The 16770-nt window shown below is 73.3% G+C and carries 16 protein-coding genes; 8 read left to right on the top strand and 8 right to left on the bottom strand.

Going from position 1 to position 16770, the window contains the following annotated elements:
- Positions 1-42 precede the first annotated feature (42 nt).
- The 5 genes from NH342_RS08390 to NH342_RS08370 all read left to right on the top strand — a co-directional run bounded on the left by NH342_RS08390 (position 43) and on the right by NH342_RS08370 (position 5589).
- Positions 43-1029: an acyl-CoA dehydrogenase family protein gene (locus tag NH342_RS08390; RefSeq protein ID WP_253013654.1), complete on the top strand. Its 987-nt coding sequence runs from the start codon at positions 43-45 to the stop codon at positions 1027-1029.
- A 93-nt stretch (positions 1030-1122) separates the two neighbouring features.
- Positions 1123-2121, top strand: coding sequence for an ABC transporter substrate-binding protein (locus tag NH342_RS08385; RefSeq protein ID WP_308200625.1), 999 nt, complete (start codon positions 1123-1125; stop codon positions 2119-2121).
- Between the two features lie 21 nt (positions 2122-2142).
- Positions 2143-3174: an iron-siderophore ABC transporter substrate-binding protein gene (locus NH342_RS08380; RefSeq protein WP_253013641.1), complete on the top strand. Its 1032-nt coding sequence runs from the start codon at positions 2143-2145 to the stop codon at positions 3172-3174.
- Positions 3175-3310: 136 nt separating this feature from the next.
- Entirely contained in the window at positions 3311-5101 is a 1791-nt protein-coding gene (locus NH342_RS08375; RefSeq protein ID WP_253013639.1) for a BCCT family transporter, read from the top strand.
- Between the two features lie 59 nt (positions 5102-5160).
- A complete protein-coding gene (locus NH342_RS08370; protein ID WP_253013637.1) occupies positions 5161-5589 on the top strand; it encodes a hypothetical protein in 429 nt (142 codons plus the stop codon).
- Here the strand turns inward: NH342_RS08370 and NH342_RS08365 are convergent.
- From NH342_RS08365 to NH342_RS08345, 5 genes are all read right to left on the bottom strand, one after another.
- Entirely contained in the window at positions 5586-5876 is a 291-nt protein-coding gene (locus tag NH342_RS08365; RefSeq protein WP_253013635.1) for a DUF1540 domain-containing protein, read from the bottom strand. The genes NH342_RS08370 and NH342_RS08365 overlap by 4 nt on opposite strands.
- A gap of 65 nt (positions 5877-5941) precedes the next feature.
- A complete protein-coding gene (locus NH342_RS08360; RefSeq protein WP_253013633.1) occupies positions 5942-6784 on the bottom strand; it encodes an ABC transporter ATP-binding protein in 843 nt (280 codons plus the stop codon).
- Positions 6785-6801: 17 nt separating this feature from the next.
- Positions 6802-7896: an iron chelate uptake ABC transporter family permease subunit gene (locus NH342_RS08355; RefSeq protein ID WP_253013631.1), complete on the bottom strand. Its 1095-nt coding sequence runs from the start codon at positions 7894-7896 to the stop codon at positions 6802-6804.
- Complete coding sequence (locus NH342_RS08350; protein ID WP_253013629.1) at positions 7893-8966, bottom strand: iron ABC transporter permease; 1074 nt, start codon at positions 8964-8966, stop codon at positions 7893-7895. Before NH342_RS08350 ends, NH342_RS08355 begins: the two co-directional genes overlap by 4 nt.
- 84 nt (positions 8967-9050) lie before the next feature.
- Positions 9051-9629: a TetR/AcrR family transcriptional regulator gene (locus NH342_RS08345; RefSeq protein ID WP_253013627.1), complete on the bottom strand. Its 579-nt coding sequence runs from the start codon at positions 9627-9629 to the stop codon at positions 9051-9053.
- Between the two features lie 61 nt (positions 9630-9690).
- Here NH342_RS08345 and NH342_RS08340 point away from each other — a divergent pair, with 61 nt between their 5' ends.
- Both NH342_RS08340 and NH342_RS08335 read left to right on the top strand, forming a co-directional pair.
- Positions 9691-10878 carry an acyl-CoA dehydrogenase family protein gene (locus NH342_RS08340; RefSeq protein WP_253013625.1) on the top strand — a complete coding sequence of 396 codons (1188 nt, stop codon included), beginning with the start codon at positions 9691-9693 and terminating at the stop codon, positions 10876-10878.
- A gap of 5 nt (positions 10879-10883) precedes the next feature.
- Positions 10884-11153, top strand: a complete 270-nt coding sequence (locus NH342_RS08335) for a DUF2277 domain-containing protein (RefSeq protein ID WP_253013623.1) — start codon at positions 10884-10886, stop codon at positions 11151-11153.
- A 22-nt stretch (positions 11154-11175) separates the two neighbouring features.
- On the opposite strand, the gene NH342_RS08330 is transcribed toward NH342_RS08335, so the two are convergent.
- The 3 genes from NH342_RS08330 to NH342_RS08320 form a co-directional block, all read right to left on the bottom strand.
- On the bottom strand, positions 11176-12300 hold the full coding sequence (locus tag NH342_RS08330; RefSeq protein WP_253013621.1) for an NDMA-dependent alcohol dehydrogenase: 1125 nt from the start codon (positions 12298-12300) through the stop codon (positions 11176-11178).
- A 126-nt stretch (positions 12301-12426) separates the two neighbouring features.
- A complete protein-coding gene (locus NH342_RS08325; RefSeq protein WP_253013619.1) occupies positions 12427-13167 on the bottom strand; it encodes an SDR family oxidoreductase in 741 nt (246 codons plus the stop codon).
- A gap of 68 nt (positions 13168-13235) precedes the next feature.
- Positions 13236-15239: a PTS mannitol transporter subunit IICBA gene (locus NH342_RS08320; RefSeq protein WP_253013617.1), complete on the bottom strand. Its 2004-nt coding sequence runs from the start codon at positions 15237-15239 to the stop codon at positions 13236-13238.
- A 257-nt stretch (positions 15240-15496) separates the two neighbouring features.
- Between NH342_RS08320 and NH342_RS08315 the strand changes: the two genes are divergently transcribed.
- The gene (locus NH342_RS08315; RefSeq protein ID WP_253013615.1) at positions 15497-16555 is read left to right on the top strand and encodes a zinc-dependent dehydrogenase; all 1059 of its coding nucleotides are present in this window, start codon (positions 15497-15499) and stop codon (positions 16553-16555) included.
- The last annotated feature ends 215 nt before the right edge of the window (positions 16556-16770 follow it).

Here is a 16770-nt window from a genome sequence, read left to right as displayed (position 1 = left end):
CCACCCAGTGTGCCGCCGCCGGCGGCGGGGCAGCATGTCCGGGTGTCCGACATCGTCGCCCGTGCCCGGGCCCTCGCCGACGACGTGCTGTTCCCGCAGGCCGGGGCGGTGGACGCCGCCGGAGCGGTGCCCCCCGTGACCCTGGACACCCTGGCCGGGGAGGGCCTCTACGGCCTCACCGGCCCGGTGTCGCACGGTGGCCTGGCCGCCGCACCCGCCACCGTGCACGCGGTCGCCGAGGCCGTGGCCGGCGGGGACCTGTCGGCGGCCTTCGTCTGGCTGCAGCACCTCACCGTCCCCGGGATGGTGAGCGGTTCCCCACTGGCCGACGAGTGGCTGGCCGACCTCTGCGCCGGTCGGCGCCGGTCCGGGATCGCGCTGCTCGCCGCCACCCGGCCGCAGCCGGTGGCCATCACCGCCCGCCGCGAGGGCGACGAGTTCGTGCTGGACGGCGGCGTCCCGTGGGTCACCGGCTGGGGGCACGTGGACGTCGTCCTGGTGGCCGCCCGCGACGCCGAGGACGTCGTGCACTTCCTGCTGGTCGACGCGGAGGAGGGACCGACGCTGACCGCGGTCCCCCAGCAGCTGGTCGCGGTGCAGGCCAGCTCGACGGTGGAGTTCCGGGTGTCGGGGCACGTCGTCCCGGCGTCCCGGCTGGTGCGGTCGGTGCCGCTGGCCCAGTGGCAGGCCCGGGACCCGGGCAACCTGCGCACCAACGGGTCGTTGGCGCTGGGGCTGGCCGCCCGCTGCGCCCGGCTGGCCGACCTGCCCGGTCTGGACGACGACCTCGCCGTCGTCCGGGCCCGGCTGGACGCGGCGGGCCCCGACCAGCTGCCCGACGCCCGCGCGGCCGCGGCCGAGCTCGCGCACCGGGCCGCCGGCCTGCTGGCGGTGGCCACCGGGAGCGGGTCGGTGTCCCGCGGCCACCCCGCCGAGCGGCTGGCCCGGGAGGCGCACTTCCTGCTGGTCTTCGGGTCCCGGCCGGCGATCAGGACGGCGCTGCTGCACCGCCTCGGCGCCACCCGCTGATCACGATCCGGTCTCGGCGGGTGCGGGGGCCTGGCCGCTGACGGGCAGATCAGGTGAGGCTAGCCTTACCGTCCGCCCCGATCGAGGAGACCCGTGCCCCGCCGTACCGCCCTGGCCGCGCTCGCCGCCACCGCCCTCGCCCTGACCGCCTGCGGCGGCTCCACCGACGGGGCCGGCCCCGCGCCCGCCCCCTCCGCCGCCGGTGACGCCTTCCCGGTCACCGTCGAGCACATCTGGGGCGAGACCACGGTGCCCGAGCGGCCCGAGCGGGTGGTGGCGCTCGGCGTGACCGACGCCGACCCGCTGCTGGCGATGGGCGTGGTGCCGGTGGCGGTCACCCCCTTCGTCTTCTACGCCGACACCAAGGGCGTCGGGCCGTGGGCCGAGGACCTGTTCGGCGACGTCGACCCCGAGGTGTTCACCTCCGCGGAGGTCGACGTCGAGGCGGTCGCCGCACTCGCACCGGACCTGGTCGTGGCCGTCTCGGCCGGTTTCGACGAGGCCGTCTACCAGCAGCTGTCGGCGATCGCGCCGACGCTGGTGCGCCCCGAGGGCACCGTGGCCTACGGCGTGGACCGGGACACCGCGACCCGGATGATCGCCCAGGCCGTCGGCGAGGAGGCCCGCGGGGAGGAGCTGATCGCCGACGCGGACCAGGCCTTCGCCGACGCCCTGGCCGCCCACCCCGAGCTGGCCGGCGCCACCGGCACCGCGGCGCTGTACTCCGGCGGCACCTACTACGCGTTCCTGCCCGCCGACGCCCGCGGCCGCGTGCTCGGTGACCTCGGCATCACCTCGCCCGAGGCGGTGCTGGCCGAGGACACCGGCGACAGCTTCTACGTGGAGCTGTCCGCCGAGCGCCTGGACCTGCTCGACGGCGACGTCCTCGTCGTCCTCACCGACCCCGGGTCGGTGGCCACCGTCGAGGCCGACGCCCTGCTGGCCCAGGTCCCCGTGGTGGCCGACGGCGGGCTGGTCGTCGACGCCGGCGACGTCCGGGGCGCGATGTCCCACAACACCGTGCTCTCCGCGCCCTACCTCGCGGAGAACCTCACCCCCCTGCTCTCGGCCGCGCTCGGCGCGACCGCCTGACCCCCGAGGAGAACGAACCCGATGTCCCGCCGCACCACCCTGGCCGCGCTCGCCGCGGTCACCGCCCTCGCCCTGTCCGCCTGCGGAGGCTCGTCGGGCGGGTCGTCCGCCGAGGAGCCCGGCGGGTCGGCCGCCGCCGACGGCGCCTTCCCGGTGACCATCCCCAACGCCTTCGGCGAGACCACCGTCGACGCGCAGCCCGAGCGCATCGTCGTCATCGGCTACACCGAGGTCGACACCCTGCTGGCCCTCGGCGTGCAGCCGGTCGCCTTCCAGGAGTTCGTCACCTTCCCCGACGCAGGAGTCCCGGGCCTGGGCCCGTGGGCGGAGGACCTGGCCGGCGAGGCCGAGATGCAGGTCTTCCCGGTCTCCTCCCCGCCCGGGGTCGAGGAGGTGCTGGCGCTGCGCCCGGACCTCGTCGTCGCGGTCGGCAGCGGCATCGAGCAGGACGAGTACGACCAGCTCTCGGCCGTCGTCCCCGTGCTGGCCCGGCCCGAGGGCTCGACCGCCTACCTGGTCGACCGGGACGACGCCACCCTCGCCATCGGCCAGGCGCTGGGCAAGGAGGACCAGGCGCAGGAACTCGTCGACCAGGTCGACCAGGACTTCGCCGACGCCCGCGACGCCAACCCCGACTTCGCCGGCAAGACCGTCGTGGTGACCCTGCCGGCCACCGACGGCAGTGGCGGCTACTCCGCCTACGTCACCGGCGACACCCGGGTCGCCTTCTTCGAGGACCTGGGCTTCGAGCTCACCCCCGGCATCGCGGACATCGACGCCGAGGGCGGCTTCTTCGTCACCGTCTCCGCCGAGCAGGTGCAGCTGCTCGACGCCGACCTGGTCGTCGTCCTGGCGCTGGACAGCGTCGAGGAGACCCGCAGCCAGCTCGAGGCCGACCCCGTCTTCGCCACCGTGCCGGCGGTGCAGGCCGGCCGGGTCATCTACACCGACCCGCTGTCCGGCGGCGGTGCGATCAGCTACAACGACGTCCTCAGCGTCCCGTTCGCCCTCGACCAGCTGGTCCCGCAGATCCAGGACGCACTGGGCTCCTGACCGTCGGGAGCGGTCACAGAACGGTTGCTGTGACCGCTCCCGGTTTGCGTTCAGGTGCGGGTGGGGCGGACGGTGGAGAGCCGTCATCCGTCCCCGGACCCGAACAGGAGGGCGCCGAGACCGTGCGCCGACCATCGTGACCACCACCGCAGACCGCCCGCAGAGCAGCACCGAGGACCCCGACGAGGAACCCACCGGCACCGGTGCCCACCCCGCCGTCGCCGAGCTCCCGCCGGCGACCGCCGACGAGAAGGGGGGCCTGGACAGGCTCGTCTTCGGGGTGTCGGCCGCCCTCGCCGTCGCCTTCGTCGTGTGGGGTTTCGCCTCCCCGACCGGCCTGGGTGCGGCCAGCTCCGGCGCGCTGGACTGGATCGAGTCCAACCTCGGCTGGTTGTTCGTGGTGCTGGCCTCGGGCTTCGTCGTCTACGTGCTGTGGCTCGCGGCGTCCCGCTACGGGCGGATCCCGCTCGGTGCCGACGGCGAGGCCCCGGAGTTCCGGACCGTCTCCTGGATCTCGATGATGTTCAGCGCCGGCATGGGCATCGGCCTGATGTTCTACGGCGTCAACGAACCGCTCACGCACTACACCTCGCCCCCGCCGGGCACGGTGGAGGGCGAGACGCCGCAGGCCGTGCAGACCGCCATGGCGACCACGTTGTTCCACTGGACGCTGCACCCCTGGGCCATCTACTGCGTCGTCGGCCTGGCCATCGCCTACGGCACCTTCCGCCGCGGCCGCCGTCAGCTCATCAGCGCCGCCTTCACCCCGCTGCTCGGCGAGCGGCGCGCCAACGGCCCGGCGGGGCGCGTCATCGACATCCTGGCGATCTTCGCGACGCTGTTCGGCACCGCGGCGTCGCTGGGTCTCGGGGCCCTGCAGATCGGCTCGGGCGTCGAGATCCTGGGCTGGGCCGGCGACGTCGGCAACGCCGCCCTCGTCGTCATCATCGCCGTGCTGACCGTGGCGTTCGTCGTCTCGGCCGTCTCCGGCGTGGCCAAGGGCATCCAGTACCTGTCCAACACCAACATGGTGCTGGCCCTGGTGCTCGCCGTGTTCGTCTTCGTCGTCGGCCCGACCGTGCTGATCCTCAACCTGGTGCCCAGCGCGATCGGCAGCTACTTCTCCGACCTGGGCGACATGGCCGCCCGCACCGAGGCCTCCGGCGGCGACGCGATGGCCGAGTGGCTGCGCGGTTGGACGGTCTTCTACTGGGCCTGGTGGATCAGCTGGACGCCGTTCGTCGGCATGTTCATCGCCCGGATCAGCCGGGGCCGCACGATCCGCCAGTTCGTCACCGGCGTCCTGCTGGTGCCCAGCGTGGTCAGCCTGGTGTGGTTCGCCATCTTCGGCGGGGCCGGCATCGCCTCGCAGCAGGCCGGGTCCGGGCTGGCCGACGAGTCCAGCCCCGAGGGTCAGCTGTTCACCGTGGTCGAGCAGTACCCGCTGGCCTCGGCGGCCACGGTGCTGATCATGGTGCTGGTCGGCATCTTCTTCGTGACCGGCGCGGACTCCGCCTCCATCGTGATGGGGACGATGTCCCAGCGCGGTCGGATCGAGCCCAGCCGCTGGGTCGTGGTGTTCTGGGGCGTCGTCATGGGCGCGGTCGCGGCGATCATGCTGCTGGTCGGCGGGGCCGACGGGCTGACCGGGCTGCGCAACCTCACCATCATCGCGGCGCTGCCCTTCGCGCTGGTGATGGTCGGGCTGGCCGTCGCGCTGGCCAAGGACCTGCGCAGCGACCCGATGATGCTGCGCAGTGCGGTGGCCAGCGAGGCGGTCGAGCAGGCCGTGGTGCACGGGCTGCAGACCCACGGCGAGGACTTCGTCATCACCGTGCAGCACGCCCCGGAGGACGACGGCACCGGCCGGCCGGTGATCACCGACGAGCCGCTGGGCGCCGGCCGGCCGCAGGAGCCCCGGGACTGACCATCGACAGGACGGGTGGGGCGAGGTTAGCCTTGCCTCATCCGTCCTGGAGGTCCTGCGTGTCCCTGAAGCTGCCCGTCGCGTCCGTCGTCGCCCTGCTCGGCCCCGCCCCGGTGCGGTCGGCCGTGTGCGGCGCCCTCGACGAGGACAGCGCCCGCTGCTCCGACGGGCACGGGGGGCTGGGGGTGCTCCGGCTGACCGCTCCGGCGCACGAGCCGCTGGCCGCCCGGCTGGCCCGGGTGGACGCGGCCGGTGCGCCGGTCGTCCTCGTGCAGCGGCTCACCGACGGCCTGCCCGCGGCGCAGCGCCGCACCCTGCTGGGCGCGCTGCGCGGGCCGGCCGGCCGCGGCGCCACCGTGCTGGTGGACGACGTCGACCCGGTGGCCGCGCTGGCGGTGGCTGACGCCGCACTCCGCGCGCACGCCGACGGCCGGGTCGAGCTCGAGGCCCTGCCCGACGCGGCCGCCCTGGAGGCGGTCCTGCCCTAACGGGCGGCGTAGGTCAGGCAGTCGGCCTTGTCGGCGGCCGACCCGACCTGCACCGCGGCGGCGGTGCACTCGAGCTTCTCGTTGTGCCGGCAGTCGGTGCGGTGGCACGCGCCGACCACGCCGGTGCGCTCCATGCCCGCGCGGAACGAGATCTCCACGAACGTGCCGCAGTGCGCGTGGTCGCCGCCGATGGTGATGGCGCCGGCGTGGCAGCCGGAGTCGGCGTTGTAGCCGCACTCGCTCACCGAGCAGTCCTGGACCTGGGGCATCTCCTGGGTGCTGGTCATGGGGTCACGGTGACAGCAGTCACCGGTGCCCGCCACCAAGCGGAGGCTTGCCTGAGCTCCCGAGGTCAGCGCAGCCGACGGACCGGTACCACCATCGGCGTCCCCGAGACCGGGTCGGTGATCACCCGGGCCTCGAGGTCGAACACGTCGGCGAGCAGCCGTTCGGTGAGCACCTCGGCCGGGGTGCCGGAGGCGACGACCACGCCGTCCTTCATGGCGACCAGTCGGTGGGCGTAGCGGGCGGCCAGGTTCAGGTCGTGCAGCACGACGGCGACGGTGCGGCCGCGCTCGGCGTGCAGCCGGGCGACCAGCTCCAGCACGTCGATCTGGTGCGAGAGGTCCAGGTAGGTGGTCGGCTCGTCCAGCAGCAGCAGGTCGGTGCCCTGCGCCAGCGCCATCGAGATCCAGGCGCGCTGGCGCTGGCCGCCCGAGAGGGCGTCCACCGGCCGGTCGGCGAACTCGGCCATGTCGGTCCAGCGCAGCGCCTCGGCCACGACGGCCTCGTCGTCCCGGGACCACTGGCGCAGCCAGGACTGGTGCGGGTGCCGGCCACGGGCGACCAGGTCGGCGACGGTCAGCCCCTCGGGCGCGACGGGGGTCTGCGGCAGCATGCCCAGCACCCGGGCGACCTCGCGGGTGGGGGTCTTCGCGATCGGCTTGCCGTCCAGCACGACCTGGCCCGACGTGGGGCGCAGCAGCCGGCCCAGGGCCCGCAGCAGGGTGGACTTGCCGCAGCCGTTGGGGCCGACGACCGCGGTGAACGAGCCGTCGACCAGCTCGAGGTCCAGGCCGTCGACCACGACGTGCTCGCCGTACGCCAGCCGGACCTGCTCGGCGGCCAGCCGCACACGGGGCGCGGTGGAGGGACGCAGGTCGGGGTGGGCCAGCGTGGCGGTCATGGCGGTCATGGCGGTCCTCCGGGCCATCAGGCGGTGATCGATCGGCGGCCGCGGACGAGCAGCCACAGCAGGTAGGGGGCGCCGACGACGGCGGTGACGATGCCGACGGGCAGGGCGACGGGCAGCACGGTGCGGGCCAGCAGGTCGGCCCCCACGACGAGGACCGCACCCAGCAGCGCCGAGGCCAGCAGCGGGGGCCGGGACCCCCCGGCCAGCCGGACGGCGACCTGGGGCACGACCAGCGCGACGAACTGCACCGGCCCCGCCGCGGCGACGGCGACGGCGGCCAGCGCGACCGACACCAGCACGACGACGGCCTGCACGGCGCCCACCCGGACGCCGAGCGCGCGGGCGGTGTCCTCGCCGAACTGGAGAACCCCCAGCTGGCGGGACAGCGCCAGGGCGACCGGGACCAGGACGGCGAGCGCGAGACCGAGCGGCCAGGCCTGGTCCCAGGTGCGGGCGTTCAACGACCCGGTCAGCCAGACGGTCGCGGCGGCGGCGTCGGTGATGTCGGAACGGGTGAGCAGCCAGTCGACGAGGGCGAAGCCGACGGCCGACAGGCCGATGCCGACCAGCACCAACCGGTAGCCGTCGACGCCATCCCGCCAGGCGAGGACGAAGATCAGCGCCGCGACCAGCAGGCCGCCCAGCAGCGCGGCCAGCGGCAGGCCGAGCCCGCCGAGCAGGCCCGCCGCGGTCCCGGACCCGCCGCCCAGCACGATGACGCCGACCGCGGCGGCCGAGGCGCCGGCGTTGATGCCGAGGGTGTCGGGGGAGGCGAGCGGGTTGCGGGCGAAGGTCTGGATCAACGCGCCGGACAGGCCCAGCGCCACGCCGACCAGGACGCCGACGACGATCCGCGGCGCGCGCAGCTGCGTGACGACGAACTGCTGCGTGGGGTCGCCCAGGCCGACCAGCGAGCGCAGCACGTCACCCAGGCCGATCGGGTAGTCACCGCGGCCCAGGCTGACCGCGCTGACCAGCACCAGGGCCGCCAGCGCCAGGACGGGCAGCAGCAGCTGGCGGGTGCGGACGACGCCGGAGAACGGCCCGACCCGGACGGTGCGCCGCCGGTCGGTGCGCACGCCGGGCCCCCGGGTGGTGATCGTGCTGGTCACAGGGCCACCAGCCGGCGGCGACGGACCAGCGCGATGAAGAACGGTGCGCCGACCAGGGCCAGCACGATGCCCACCTGCAGCTCGCCGGGCCGCGCGACGACCCGGCCCACCACGTCGGCGACCAGCAGCAGCACCACGCCCAGCAGCCCGGAGTAGGGGATCAGCCAGCGGTGGTCGGGGCCGGTGACGGCCCGGGCGACGTGCGGCACGACCAGGCCGACGAACCCGATGGGACCGCAGGCGGCGGTGGCCGCCCCGGTCAGCAGGGTGATCGCGGCGATGCCGGTGACCCGGGCGAGCAGCACGTGCTGGCCCAGGCCGCGGGCGACGTCCTCGCCCATGCCGAGCAGGTTCAGCGCCGGCGCGTTGACCATGGCCAGCACGAGGCCGACCGCGACGAAGGGCAGCACCTGCCAGGCGACGGCGGTGTCGCGGCCGGCCAGGGAGCCGACCACCCAGAACCGGAAGCTGTCCAGGGTCTGCTGGTCGGTGATCAGGACGGTGCGGATGAGCGCGTACAGCAGGGCGCTGAGCGCGGCACCGGCCAGCGCGAGGCTGACCGGGGTGGCCCCGCCGCGGCCGCTGGAGCCGAGGAGGAAGACCGCGACGGACCCGAGCAGGGCGCCGGCGAAGGCGAACCAGACGTAGCCCGCGGGCGTGGTGATGCCGAGCAGGAAGATCGCGCCGACGACGGCGGCCGACGCGCCGGCGGCGACACCGAGCAGGCCGGGGTCACCCAGCGGGTTGCGGGTGTGGCCCTGCATGAGGGCGCCGGCCACGCCGAGGGAGAGGCCGACCAGCACGCCGAGGACGGTGCGCGGGATGCGCAGCTCGCGGATGACCACCACGTCGTCGCCGCCGGCCGAGGGGTCGGTCAGCGCGTGCCAGACGGTGCCCAGGTCGATGGCCCGCGTGCCGACGGCGATGCTGAGCCCGGCGCAGACCACCACGAGGGCGAGCAGCAGCCACAGCCCGCCGATGCGGGTGGCCGGGCCGCGCAGCACCCCGCGGCGCTCGGGGGCCGTGCCGCCGGGTGCCGTGCGCTCCTCGGGGCGCACGGCAGAGGCCACGGACGTCTCCTGGGCTGAGGGCACGGCCCGGCACGGCCATGATCGGTAAGCCTCACCTTACCCACGCCCCTCGTCGGGTCAAGGTCAGCTGCGGTGCAGCCCCGCCACCACGAGCGCCGCGAGCTCGGCGTAGGCCGCGGCGTCGTCCAGGTCGGTGGCCGCGGCGATCCGCCCCGCGTGGATCGCGGCCATCACCTCGGTGACCGCGGCACCGACGAAGGAGGCGTGCGCGGGCCGCAGCTCGCCGGCCGCCACCCCGGCGCTGACCAGCTGCTGCACCCGGCGTGCCGCCGTCCGGGTGTTGGCGGCGTAGACCTCGGCGGCGGGCGGGAACGCGGCCAGGTCGGTGAAGAACGCCGGTGACGCCGGGCGCAGCTGCTCGCTGACCGCGAGGAGGTAGGCCTGGATCCGGCCGCCGGCGTCGGCGGGTGCGGCCGCGCGCTCCTCCACGGCCACCGTGGCCCGGGCGAAGAACCGGCGGACGGCGGCGACGACCAGCTGCTCCTTGCTGCCGGCCACGGCGTAGAGCGTGGACTTCGAGCAGCGCAACCGGCGGGCGAGCTCGTCGAGGGTGAACACCGCGAACCCCTCGGCGAGGAAGACCTCGACCAGGTCGTCGAGCACCGCCGCGCGGCGGGCCGGTCCGCGGGTCGCTGTGGTCACGCCGCCCACGCTATCTTCGGTACTGCGAAGCGTCCTGCAGTACCGATGAGAGGTGCCCGCCATGCCGGTCCAGCGTCTGGTCCCCACCCAGGAGGCCGCCGACCTGCTCGAGCTCACCCGCGAGCTCGCCCGCGAGGAGCTCGCGCCGAAGGTGGCGCAGGCCGAGGCCGACGAGGCGTTCCCGCGCGAGGTCTTCCGCACCCTCGGCAGGGCCGGCCTGCTGGGCCTGCCCTACGACGAGGAGCTCGGCGGCGGCGGGCAGCCCTACGAGGTCTACCTGCAGGTGCTCGAGGAGATCGCCGCGGTGTGGGCCAGTGTCGGTGTCGGGGTCAGCGTGCACGGGCTGTCCTGCTTCGGGCTGGCCACGAAGGGCACCCGGGAGCAGCAGGAGCGCTGGCTGCCCGACATGCTCGGCGGTGAGCTGCTGGGCGCGTACTGCCTGTCCGAACCGCACGCCGGCTCCGACCCGGCCGCGATGCGCACCAAGGCCGTCCGGGACGGCGGGGCGGGTGGGGACGATGCATACGTCATCACCGGGGAGAAAGCCTGGACCACGCACGGCGGGCAGGCCGACTTCTACAAGGTCATGGTCCGGACGTCCGACCACCGCTCCCGCGGCATCTCCTGCTTCCTGGTCCCCGGCGACGCCGAGGGGCTGTCCGCGGACCCGGCCGAGCGGAAGATGGGTCTCACCGGCTCGACCACCGCGCTGATGCGCTTCGAGGACGTGCGGGTCGACGCCGACCGCCGGCTGGGCGAGGAGGGCGAGGGCCTGCCGATCGCGCTCGCGGGCCTGGACGCCGGCCGGCTGGGCATCGCCGCGGTCGCCGTCGGCCTGGCGCAGGGCGCGCTGGACGACGCGCTGGCCTACGCCCAGGAGCGGGAGACCTTCGGCGTCCCGATCATCGACCACCAGGGCCTGGCGTTCCTGCTGGCCGACATGGCCGCGGGCACCGAGACCGCCCGGGCGATGACGCTGCACGCCGCGCGGCTGAAGGACGCCGGGCTGCCCTACTCCCGGCAGGCCTCCATCGCCAAGCTGGTGGCCACCGACAACGCGATGAAGGTGACCACCGACGCCGTCCAGGTGCTCGGCGGGTACGGCTACACCCGCGACTTCCCGGTCGAGCGCTACATGCGCGAGGCCAAGGTCATGCAGATCTTCGAGGGCACCAACCAGATCCAGCGGTTGGTCATCAGCCGGGCGCTGGCGAAGGGTGTGCCGGCGGGGACCGCCGTCCTAGCCTGAGCCGCATGTGCCGCAACATCCGCGTCCTGCACAACCTCGACCCGGCCACGACGCCCGACGAGGTGGAGGCCGCCGCGCTGCAGTTCGTCCGCAAGGTGAGCGGGTCGGTCAAACCGTCCCAGGCCAACCAGGCGGCGTTCGACCGCGCGGTGGCCGAGATCGCGCACACCACCCGGCACCTGCTCGAGGACCTGGTGACCAGCGCGCCCCCGCGCGACCGCGAGGTCCTCGCCGCCCGGGCGCGCGAGAAGGCCGCCGCCCGCTACGCGAGGTAGCGGACGGCGGCCCGGGTCCGCGCTAGTCGTCGAAGACGATGACGCCGCGGATGTTCTTGCCCTCGTGCATGTCCTTGTAGGCCTCGGTGACCTGGTCGAGCGTGTACTCCTTGGTGATCAGCTCGTCGAGCTTGAGGTGACCGGCCTGGTACATGCGCAGCAGCTTCGGGATGTCCGAGTGCGGCGACTGGGCGCCGATGATCGCGCCCTGCAGCCGCTTCTGCATGAGGGTCAGGTCGAACGGCGAGATCGGGGCCATCTCGGTCATCTTGCCCAGACCGGTGACGACGACGGTGCCGCCCTTGCGGATCGAGGCCAGCGCCTGCGCCGGGTGGTCGGCCTCGAGCACGCCCACCGTGACCAGCGCGACGTCGGCGCCCTGGCCCTCGGTGATCGACTGCGCGAACTCGGTGGCCTGCTGCATGTCCTCGAAGACGTCGGTGGCGCCGAACTCCTGGGCCATCTCGCGCTTGAAGGGCACCGGGTCGACGGCGATGACCCGGGTGGCGCCGGCGTGCGCAGCACCCTGGACGGCGTTGATGCCGATGCCGCCGATGCCCATGACGATGACGACGTCGCCGGGCTTGACCCCGCCGGCCTTCACCGCGGTGCCGAAGCCGGTGGGTACGCCGCAGCCGACGAGGGCCGCGGACTTCAGCGGGATGTCCTTGTCGATCTTGATGACGGACGCGACGTCGGCGGTCGTGTACTCCGAGAACGTGGAGATGCCGCACATCTGCCCGACGTTCTGGCCGTCGAGCTTCATCCGGAAGTCCTCGGCGTCGTCGGCCCGCGAGCCGACGAGCAGCAGGGCGCCCTTGTCGCAGAGGTTGAAGTCGCCGCGGCGGCAGGCGGAGCACTGTCCGCAGGAGGGCACGAAGGAGAAGACGACGTGGTCGCCGACCTCGAAGCCGGGGGTGTCGGGACCGACCTTGGTGATGACGCCGGAGCCCTCGTGGCCGCCGCAGAACGGGTAGGTCATGACCTGCAGGTCACCGGTCTGCAGGTGGTCGTCGGAGTGGCACAGCCCCGAGGCGGCCATCTTGACCTGGACCTCGCCCTTCTTCGGGTCGTCCAGCTCCAGGGTGACCGTCTCGTACTCGCCGGGGGACTGGCGGATGATCGAGGCGCGGGTAGTCGTGGGCATCGTTGCTCCTGCTTCGCTCGGCCTGGCGGCACTTGGTGTCACGTGCCGGTGTGACCATAAACGCATTCGTCAGACAGTGGTGACGGTGGTCACGATCGACTTCGCCGGTGCAACGTCACGCAACGGTCAGAGCCCGCCGGCCACCCGCAGGACGGTTCCCGTGACGTAGCCCGCCTGGGGCCCGAGCAGCCAGACCACCGCCGGGGCGATCTCGTCCGGCTCGCCGGCCCGACCCATCGGCACCCGCGCGGTGACCCGTCCGAGCCGGCCCGCGTCCCCGGCGCCGGCGTGGATGCCGGTGCGCACCAGCCCCGGGGCGACCCCGTTGACCCGCACCCCGGAGGTGGCCAGTTCCTTGGCCAGGCCCACCACGAGCGCGTCGACGCCGGCCTTGGCCGCGGCGTAGTGCACGTACTCGTGCGGTGAGCCGAGGGTGGCCGCCGAGGAGGACACGCAGACGACGGCGCCCCCGGGCCCGCCGCGGTCGGTGGCCATCACCTGGGCCGCCCGGCGGCAGCACAGCACCGCGCCGAGCAGGTTGACCTCCAGCACGTGCCGGACGACGTCCACCGGGGTGTCGGCCAGGTCGCCGAGGTGGGCGGTGAGGCCGGCGTTGGCGACCAGGCCGGTCGGCGTCCCCAGGTCGGTCCCGAACAGCCGGTCGACGTCGTCGGGGTCGGTGACGTCTGCCTGCACGGCCGTCGCGCGGGCGCCGGCGGCCTCGGCGTCGGCCACGACGCGCGCGGCCTCCTCGGCCCCGGAGCGGAAGCCGACGACGACGTCGTGGCCGGCCCGGGCGAGCGCGGCGACGGTGGCCGCGCCGATCCCCCGGCTGCCGCCGGTGACGACGGTGAGCGGTCGGGTCATGCGCGCATCCTGCCCGGACGCGCAGCGGCCCCCGGTTCCTGGGAACCGGGGGCCGCTGCGGTCGTGCGTCAGGCGGGCTGCATGGCCCCCAGGACCGCGAGGACGTCGTCCTCGGTGCGCGCCTGCTCGAGGCGGGCGACCTGCGAGGAGTCGCTGAACACCTCGGCGATGCGGGCCAGCAGGGCCAGGTGGTCGTCGCCCGCGCCGGCGATGCCGATCACGAAGCGCACCTCGGAGCCGTTCCAGTCGACCCCGCGCGGGAAGCGGACGAAGGAGATCGCCGAGCGGTGGATCGCCGACTTCGCCTCGTTCGTCCCGTGCGGGATGGCCAGCAGGTTGCCCATGTAGGTCGACACCGAGGTCTCCCGCTCGTGCATGGCCTGCACGTAGGAGGAGTCGACGGCGCCGGCCGCCACGAGCAGCTCACCGGCCTGCTGGATGGCCGCGGCGCGGTCACCGTTGGCGTCCAGCACGATCGACTCACGGGCCAGCAGCCCGCTCGCCCCACTTGCGGCCGGGGCGGCCGCGACGGCCCCACCGGCACCGGCGCCGTTGCGCTCGCGCAGCAGCTCGACGATCTCGTCGTAGCGCGGGCTGCCCATGAAGTTGTCCACCGAGACGTGCTCGGCCGACGGCGACTGGGCGCGGGCGCGGTCGGTCAGGTCGCGGTGGGTGACCACCAGGTCGACGTCGTCGGCCAGGTTCGAGATGGCCTTGTTCACCACGGTGACGTCGGAGAACCCGGCACTCTGCACCTTCTTGCGCAGCACCGAGGCGCCCATGGCCGAGGAGCCCATGCCGGCGTCGCAGGCGAACACGATGGAGTGGATCGGGCCGGTCGAGGCCGCCGCGGAGCCCCCGAGCATGCCGGAGACCGAGGACTTCTTGCCCTTGTTGGCCTCCATCTGCGCGGTGGCCGCCGACAGGTCGCCGTCGTCGCTCTTGTCGATCTTGAGCAGGAACGCGGCGACCACGAAGCAGACACCGGCGGCGACGACGACCGAGGCGGTCACGCCCAGCAGGCTGCTCGGCGGCGCGGCGGCCCAGACGGCGATGATCGAGCCGGGGGAGGCCGGGGAGCGCAGGCCCGAGCCGAAGGCCACGTTGGTGGCCACACCGGCCATGCCGCCGAGGATCACCGCGGCGATCAGCTTCGGCTTGGCCAGCACGTAGGGGAAGTAGATCTCGTGGATGCCACCGACGAACTGGATGAGGATGGCGCCGGGGGCCGAGGACTTGGCCGCACCGCGGCCGAAGACGGCGAAGGCGAGCAGCAGGCCCAGGCCCGGGCCGGGGTTGGCCTCGAGCAGGAACAGGATGGACTGGCCGTCGACCTGCGACTGGGTGGTGCCCAGCGGCGTGAGGATGCCCTGGTTGATGGCGTTGTTGAGGAACAGGACCTTGGCCGGCTCGATGAAGATCGAGGTCAGCGGCAGCAGGTTGCGCTCGACCAGGAAGTTGACGACGTTCCCGGCGACGGTGCTGAAGGCCTGCACGAAGGGGCCGGCCAGCACGAAGCCGATGACGGCCAGGAAGCCGCCCCAGATGCCGGCGGAGAAGTTGTTGACCAGCATCTCGAAGCCCGGTCGGATCTTGTGCGCCCACAGCGCGTCGAGCTTCTTCATCGACCAGCCGCCGAGCGGGCCCATGATCATGGCGCCGAGGAACATCGGCACCGTGGCGCCGGCGATGGCACCCATCGTGGCGATGGCGCCGACGACGCCGCCCCGGATGGTGTCCCGGTAGACCATCCGGCCGCCGGTGTAGCCGATCAGCAGCGGCAGCAGGTAGGTGATCATCGGGCCGACGATCCCGGTGTTGTTCTCGAACATCGGGGTGCCGTCGGCGTTGCTCCAGTTGCCGAGCTGGGCGACGAAGCCGTAGCTGCCGTCGTAGCCGAAGGCGTCGCCGATCAGCTTGATCCAGCCGGTCTGGATGAACAGGGCCGTGATCAGGCCCCAGGCGATGAATGCGCCGATGTTGGGCAGGACCATGTTCGACAGGAACGTGCCGAACCGCTGGACCCGCAGCCGGGTGCTCGTGCGCTGAGCCCCGTCCGTGGTGGTGGCCATCGAGGACCTTCTTCGGTGAGAGGTGGGCCGTCGCCGCCCCCGTGCGGACGGCGCTGGCTCGGATCGTAGGCACAGGCTGTGACAGCTGTCACGGATCTGTGCATGCGTTTGTATACGTGGTTCCAGGCCCGGTCAAGAGGCCCGGTTGGACCAATTCGGGCCGACCCGGGGCTCGGATGCGTAGAGTCGCGGCCGAGGAGCCCGTCACTACAGTGACCACGGGCACATCCGTGCGGCAGACACCTTGTGGAGGACACATGAAGGCCCTGCGTTTCTACGCCCCGGAGGACGTCCGCCTCGAGGACGTGCCGGAGCCGGAGTGCGGCCCCCGCGAGGTCAAGATCAAGGTCCGCAACTGCTCCACCTGCGGCACCGACGTGAAGATCTTCCACAACGGGCACCAGAACCTGAGCCCGCCGCGCACCATCGGCCACGAGATCGCCGGCGAGGTCGTCGAGGTCGGCGCGGAGGTCGAGAGCGCCTTCGGCACCAGCTGGACGCCGGGCGACCGGGTGCAGGTCATCGCCGCCGTCCCGTGCGGGGAGTGCCACGAGTGCCGCAAGGGCTGGATGGCCGTCTGCGAGAACCAGACGTCGGTCGGCTACCAGTACGACGGCGGTTTCGCCGAGTACATGCTCGTTCCCGAGCAGGTGCTCAAGGTCGACGGGCTCAACCGCATCCCCGAGGGCGTGGGCTTCGACGAGGCGTCCGCCGCCGAGCCCTTCGCCTGCGCGATCAACGCCCAGGAGCTGCTCGGCATCGAGGAGGGCGACACCCTCGTCGTCTTCGGCGCCGGGCCGATCGGCTGCATGCACATCCGCATCGCCCGCGGCGTGCACAAGGTGGGCAAGGTCGTCCTGGTCGACGTCAACGCCGAGCGGCTGCAGATGAGCGCCGACGCGGTGCAGCCCGACGAGGTGATCAACGGCGCCGAGGTCGACGTCGTCGAGCGCGTCATGGAGCTGACCGGGGGACGCGGCGCGGACGTCGTCATCACCGCGACCGCCGCCAACGTCACCCAGGAGCAGGCCATCGCGATGGCCGCCCGCAACGGCCGGATCTCCTTCTTCGGCGGGCTGCCCAAGACCAACCCGACGATCACCTGCGACTCCAACGTCGTGCACTACCGGCAGCTGCACATCCACGGCGCCAACGGCTCGGCCCCCGAGCACAACAAGCGCGCGCTGGAGTACATCGCCACCGGTCAGGTGCCGGTGAAGGACCTCATCACCGAGCGCATCCCGCTGGAGCGCGCGCTGGAGGCCTTCGACATCGTCAAGAGCGGCAAGGCCATCAAGGTCACCGTCGAACCCTGACCCCTGCCCGGCGTGGATCAACCGGGTCCAGCAGAGGTCGTCCTGGCTCACCGGCGTCGGTGAGCCAGGACGGAGTGGGATCAACCCAGGTGGGTTCAACCGGTCGTTGCATCACCGGTTGGTTGAGGGGCTGAGAGTAGGTCGTTGAGGGCTTCTGCGGGGGTTCTCCATCCGAGGGTCTGGCGGGGTCGTCCGTTGAGTTCGGCGGCGACCAC

Source organism: Klenkia sp. PcliD-1-E (assembly GCF_024124375.1).
GTDB lineage: Bacteria > Actinomycetota > Actinomycetes > Mycobacteriales > Geodermatophilaceae > Klenkia.
The sequence above is the reverse complement of the archived record's forward strand: the minus strand, read 5'-3'. Positions and strand labels throughout refer to the sequence as shown.

Coding starts and splice junctions, on each gene's coding strand:
- NH342_RS08325 (WP_253013619.1), bottom strand. CDS start 13,167: ATGACCCGACCGCTCACCGTCGTCACCGGCGGCAGCCGGGGGATCGGC.
- NH342_RS08335 (WP_253013623.1), top strand. CDS start 10,884: ATGTGCCGCAACATCCGCGTCCTGCACAACCTCGACCCGGCCACGACG.
- NH342_RS08340 (WP_253013625.1), top strand. CDS start 9,691: ATGCCGGTCCAGCGTCTGGTCCCCACCCAGGAGGCCGCCGACCTGCTC.
- NH342_RS08360 (WP_253013633.1), bottom strand. CDS start 6,784: ATGACCGCCATGACCGCCACGCTGGCCCACCCCGACCTGCGTCCCTCC.
- NH342_RS08330 (WP_253013621.1), bottom strand. CDS start 12,300: ATGCCCACGACTACCCGCGCCTCGATCATCCGCCAGTCCCCCGGCGAG.
- NH342_RS08320 (WP_253013617.1), bottom strand. CDS start 15,239: ATGGCCACCACCACGGACGGGGCTCAGCGCACGAGCACCCGGCTGCGG.
- NH342_RS08380 (WP_253013641.1), top strand. CDS start 2,143: ATGTCCCGCCGCACCACCCTGGCCGCGCTCGCCGCGGTCACCGCCCTC.
- NH342_RS08365 (WP_253013635.1), bottom strand. CDS start 5,876: ATGACCAGCACCCAGGAGATGCCCCAGGTCCAGGACTGCTCGGTGAGC.
- NH342_RS08315 (WP_253013615.1), top strand. CDS start 15,497: ATGAAGGCCCTGCGTTTCTACGCCCCGGAGGACGTCCGCCTCGAGGAC.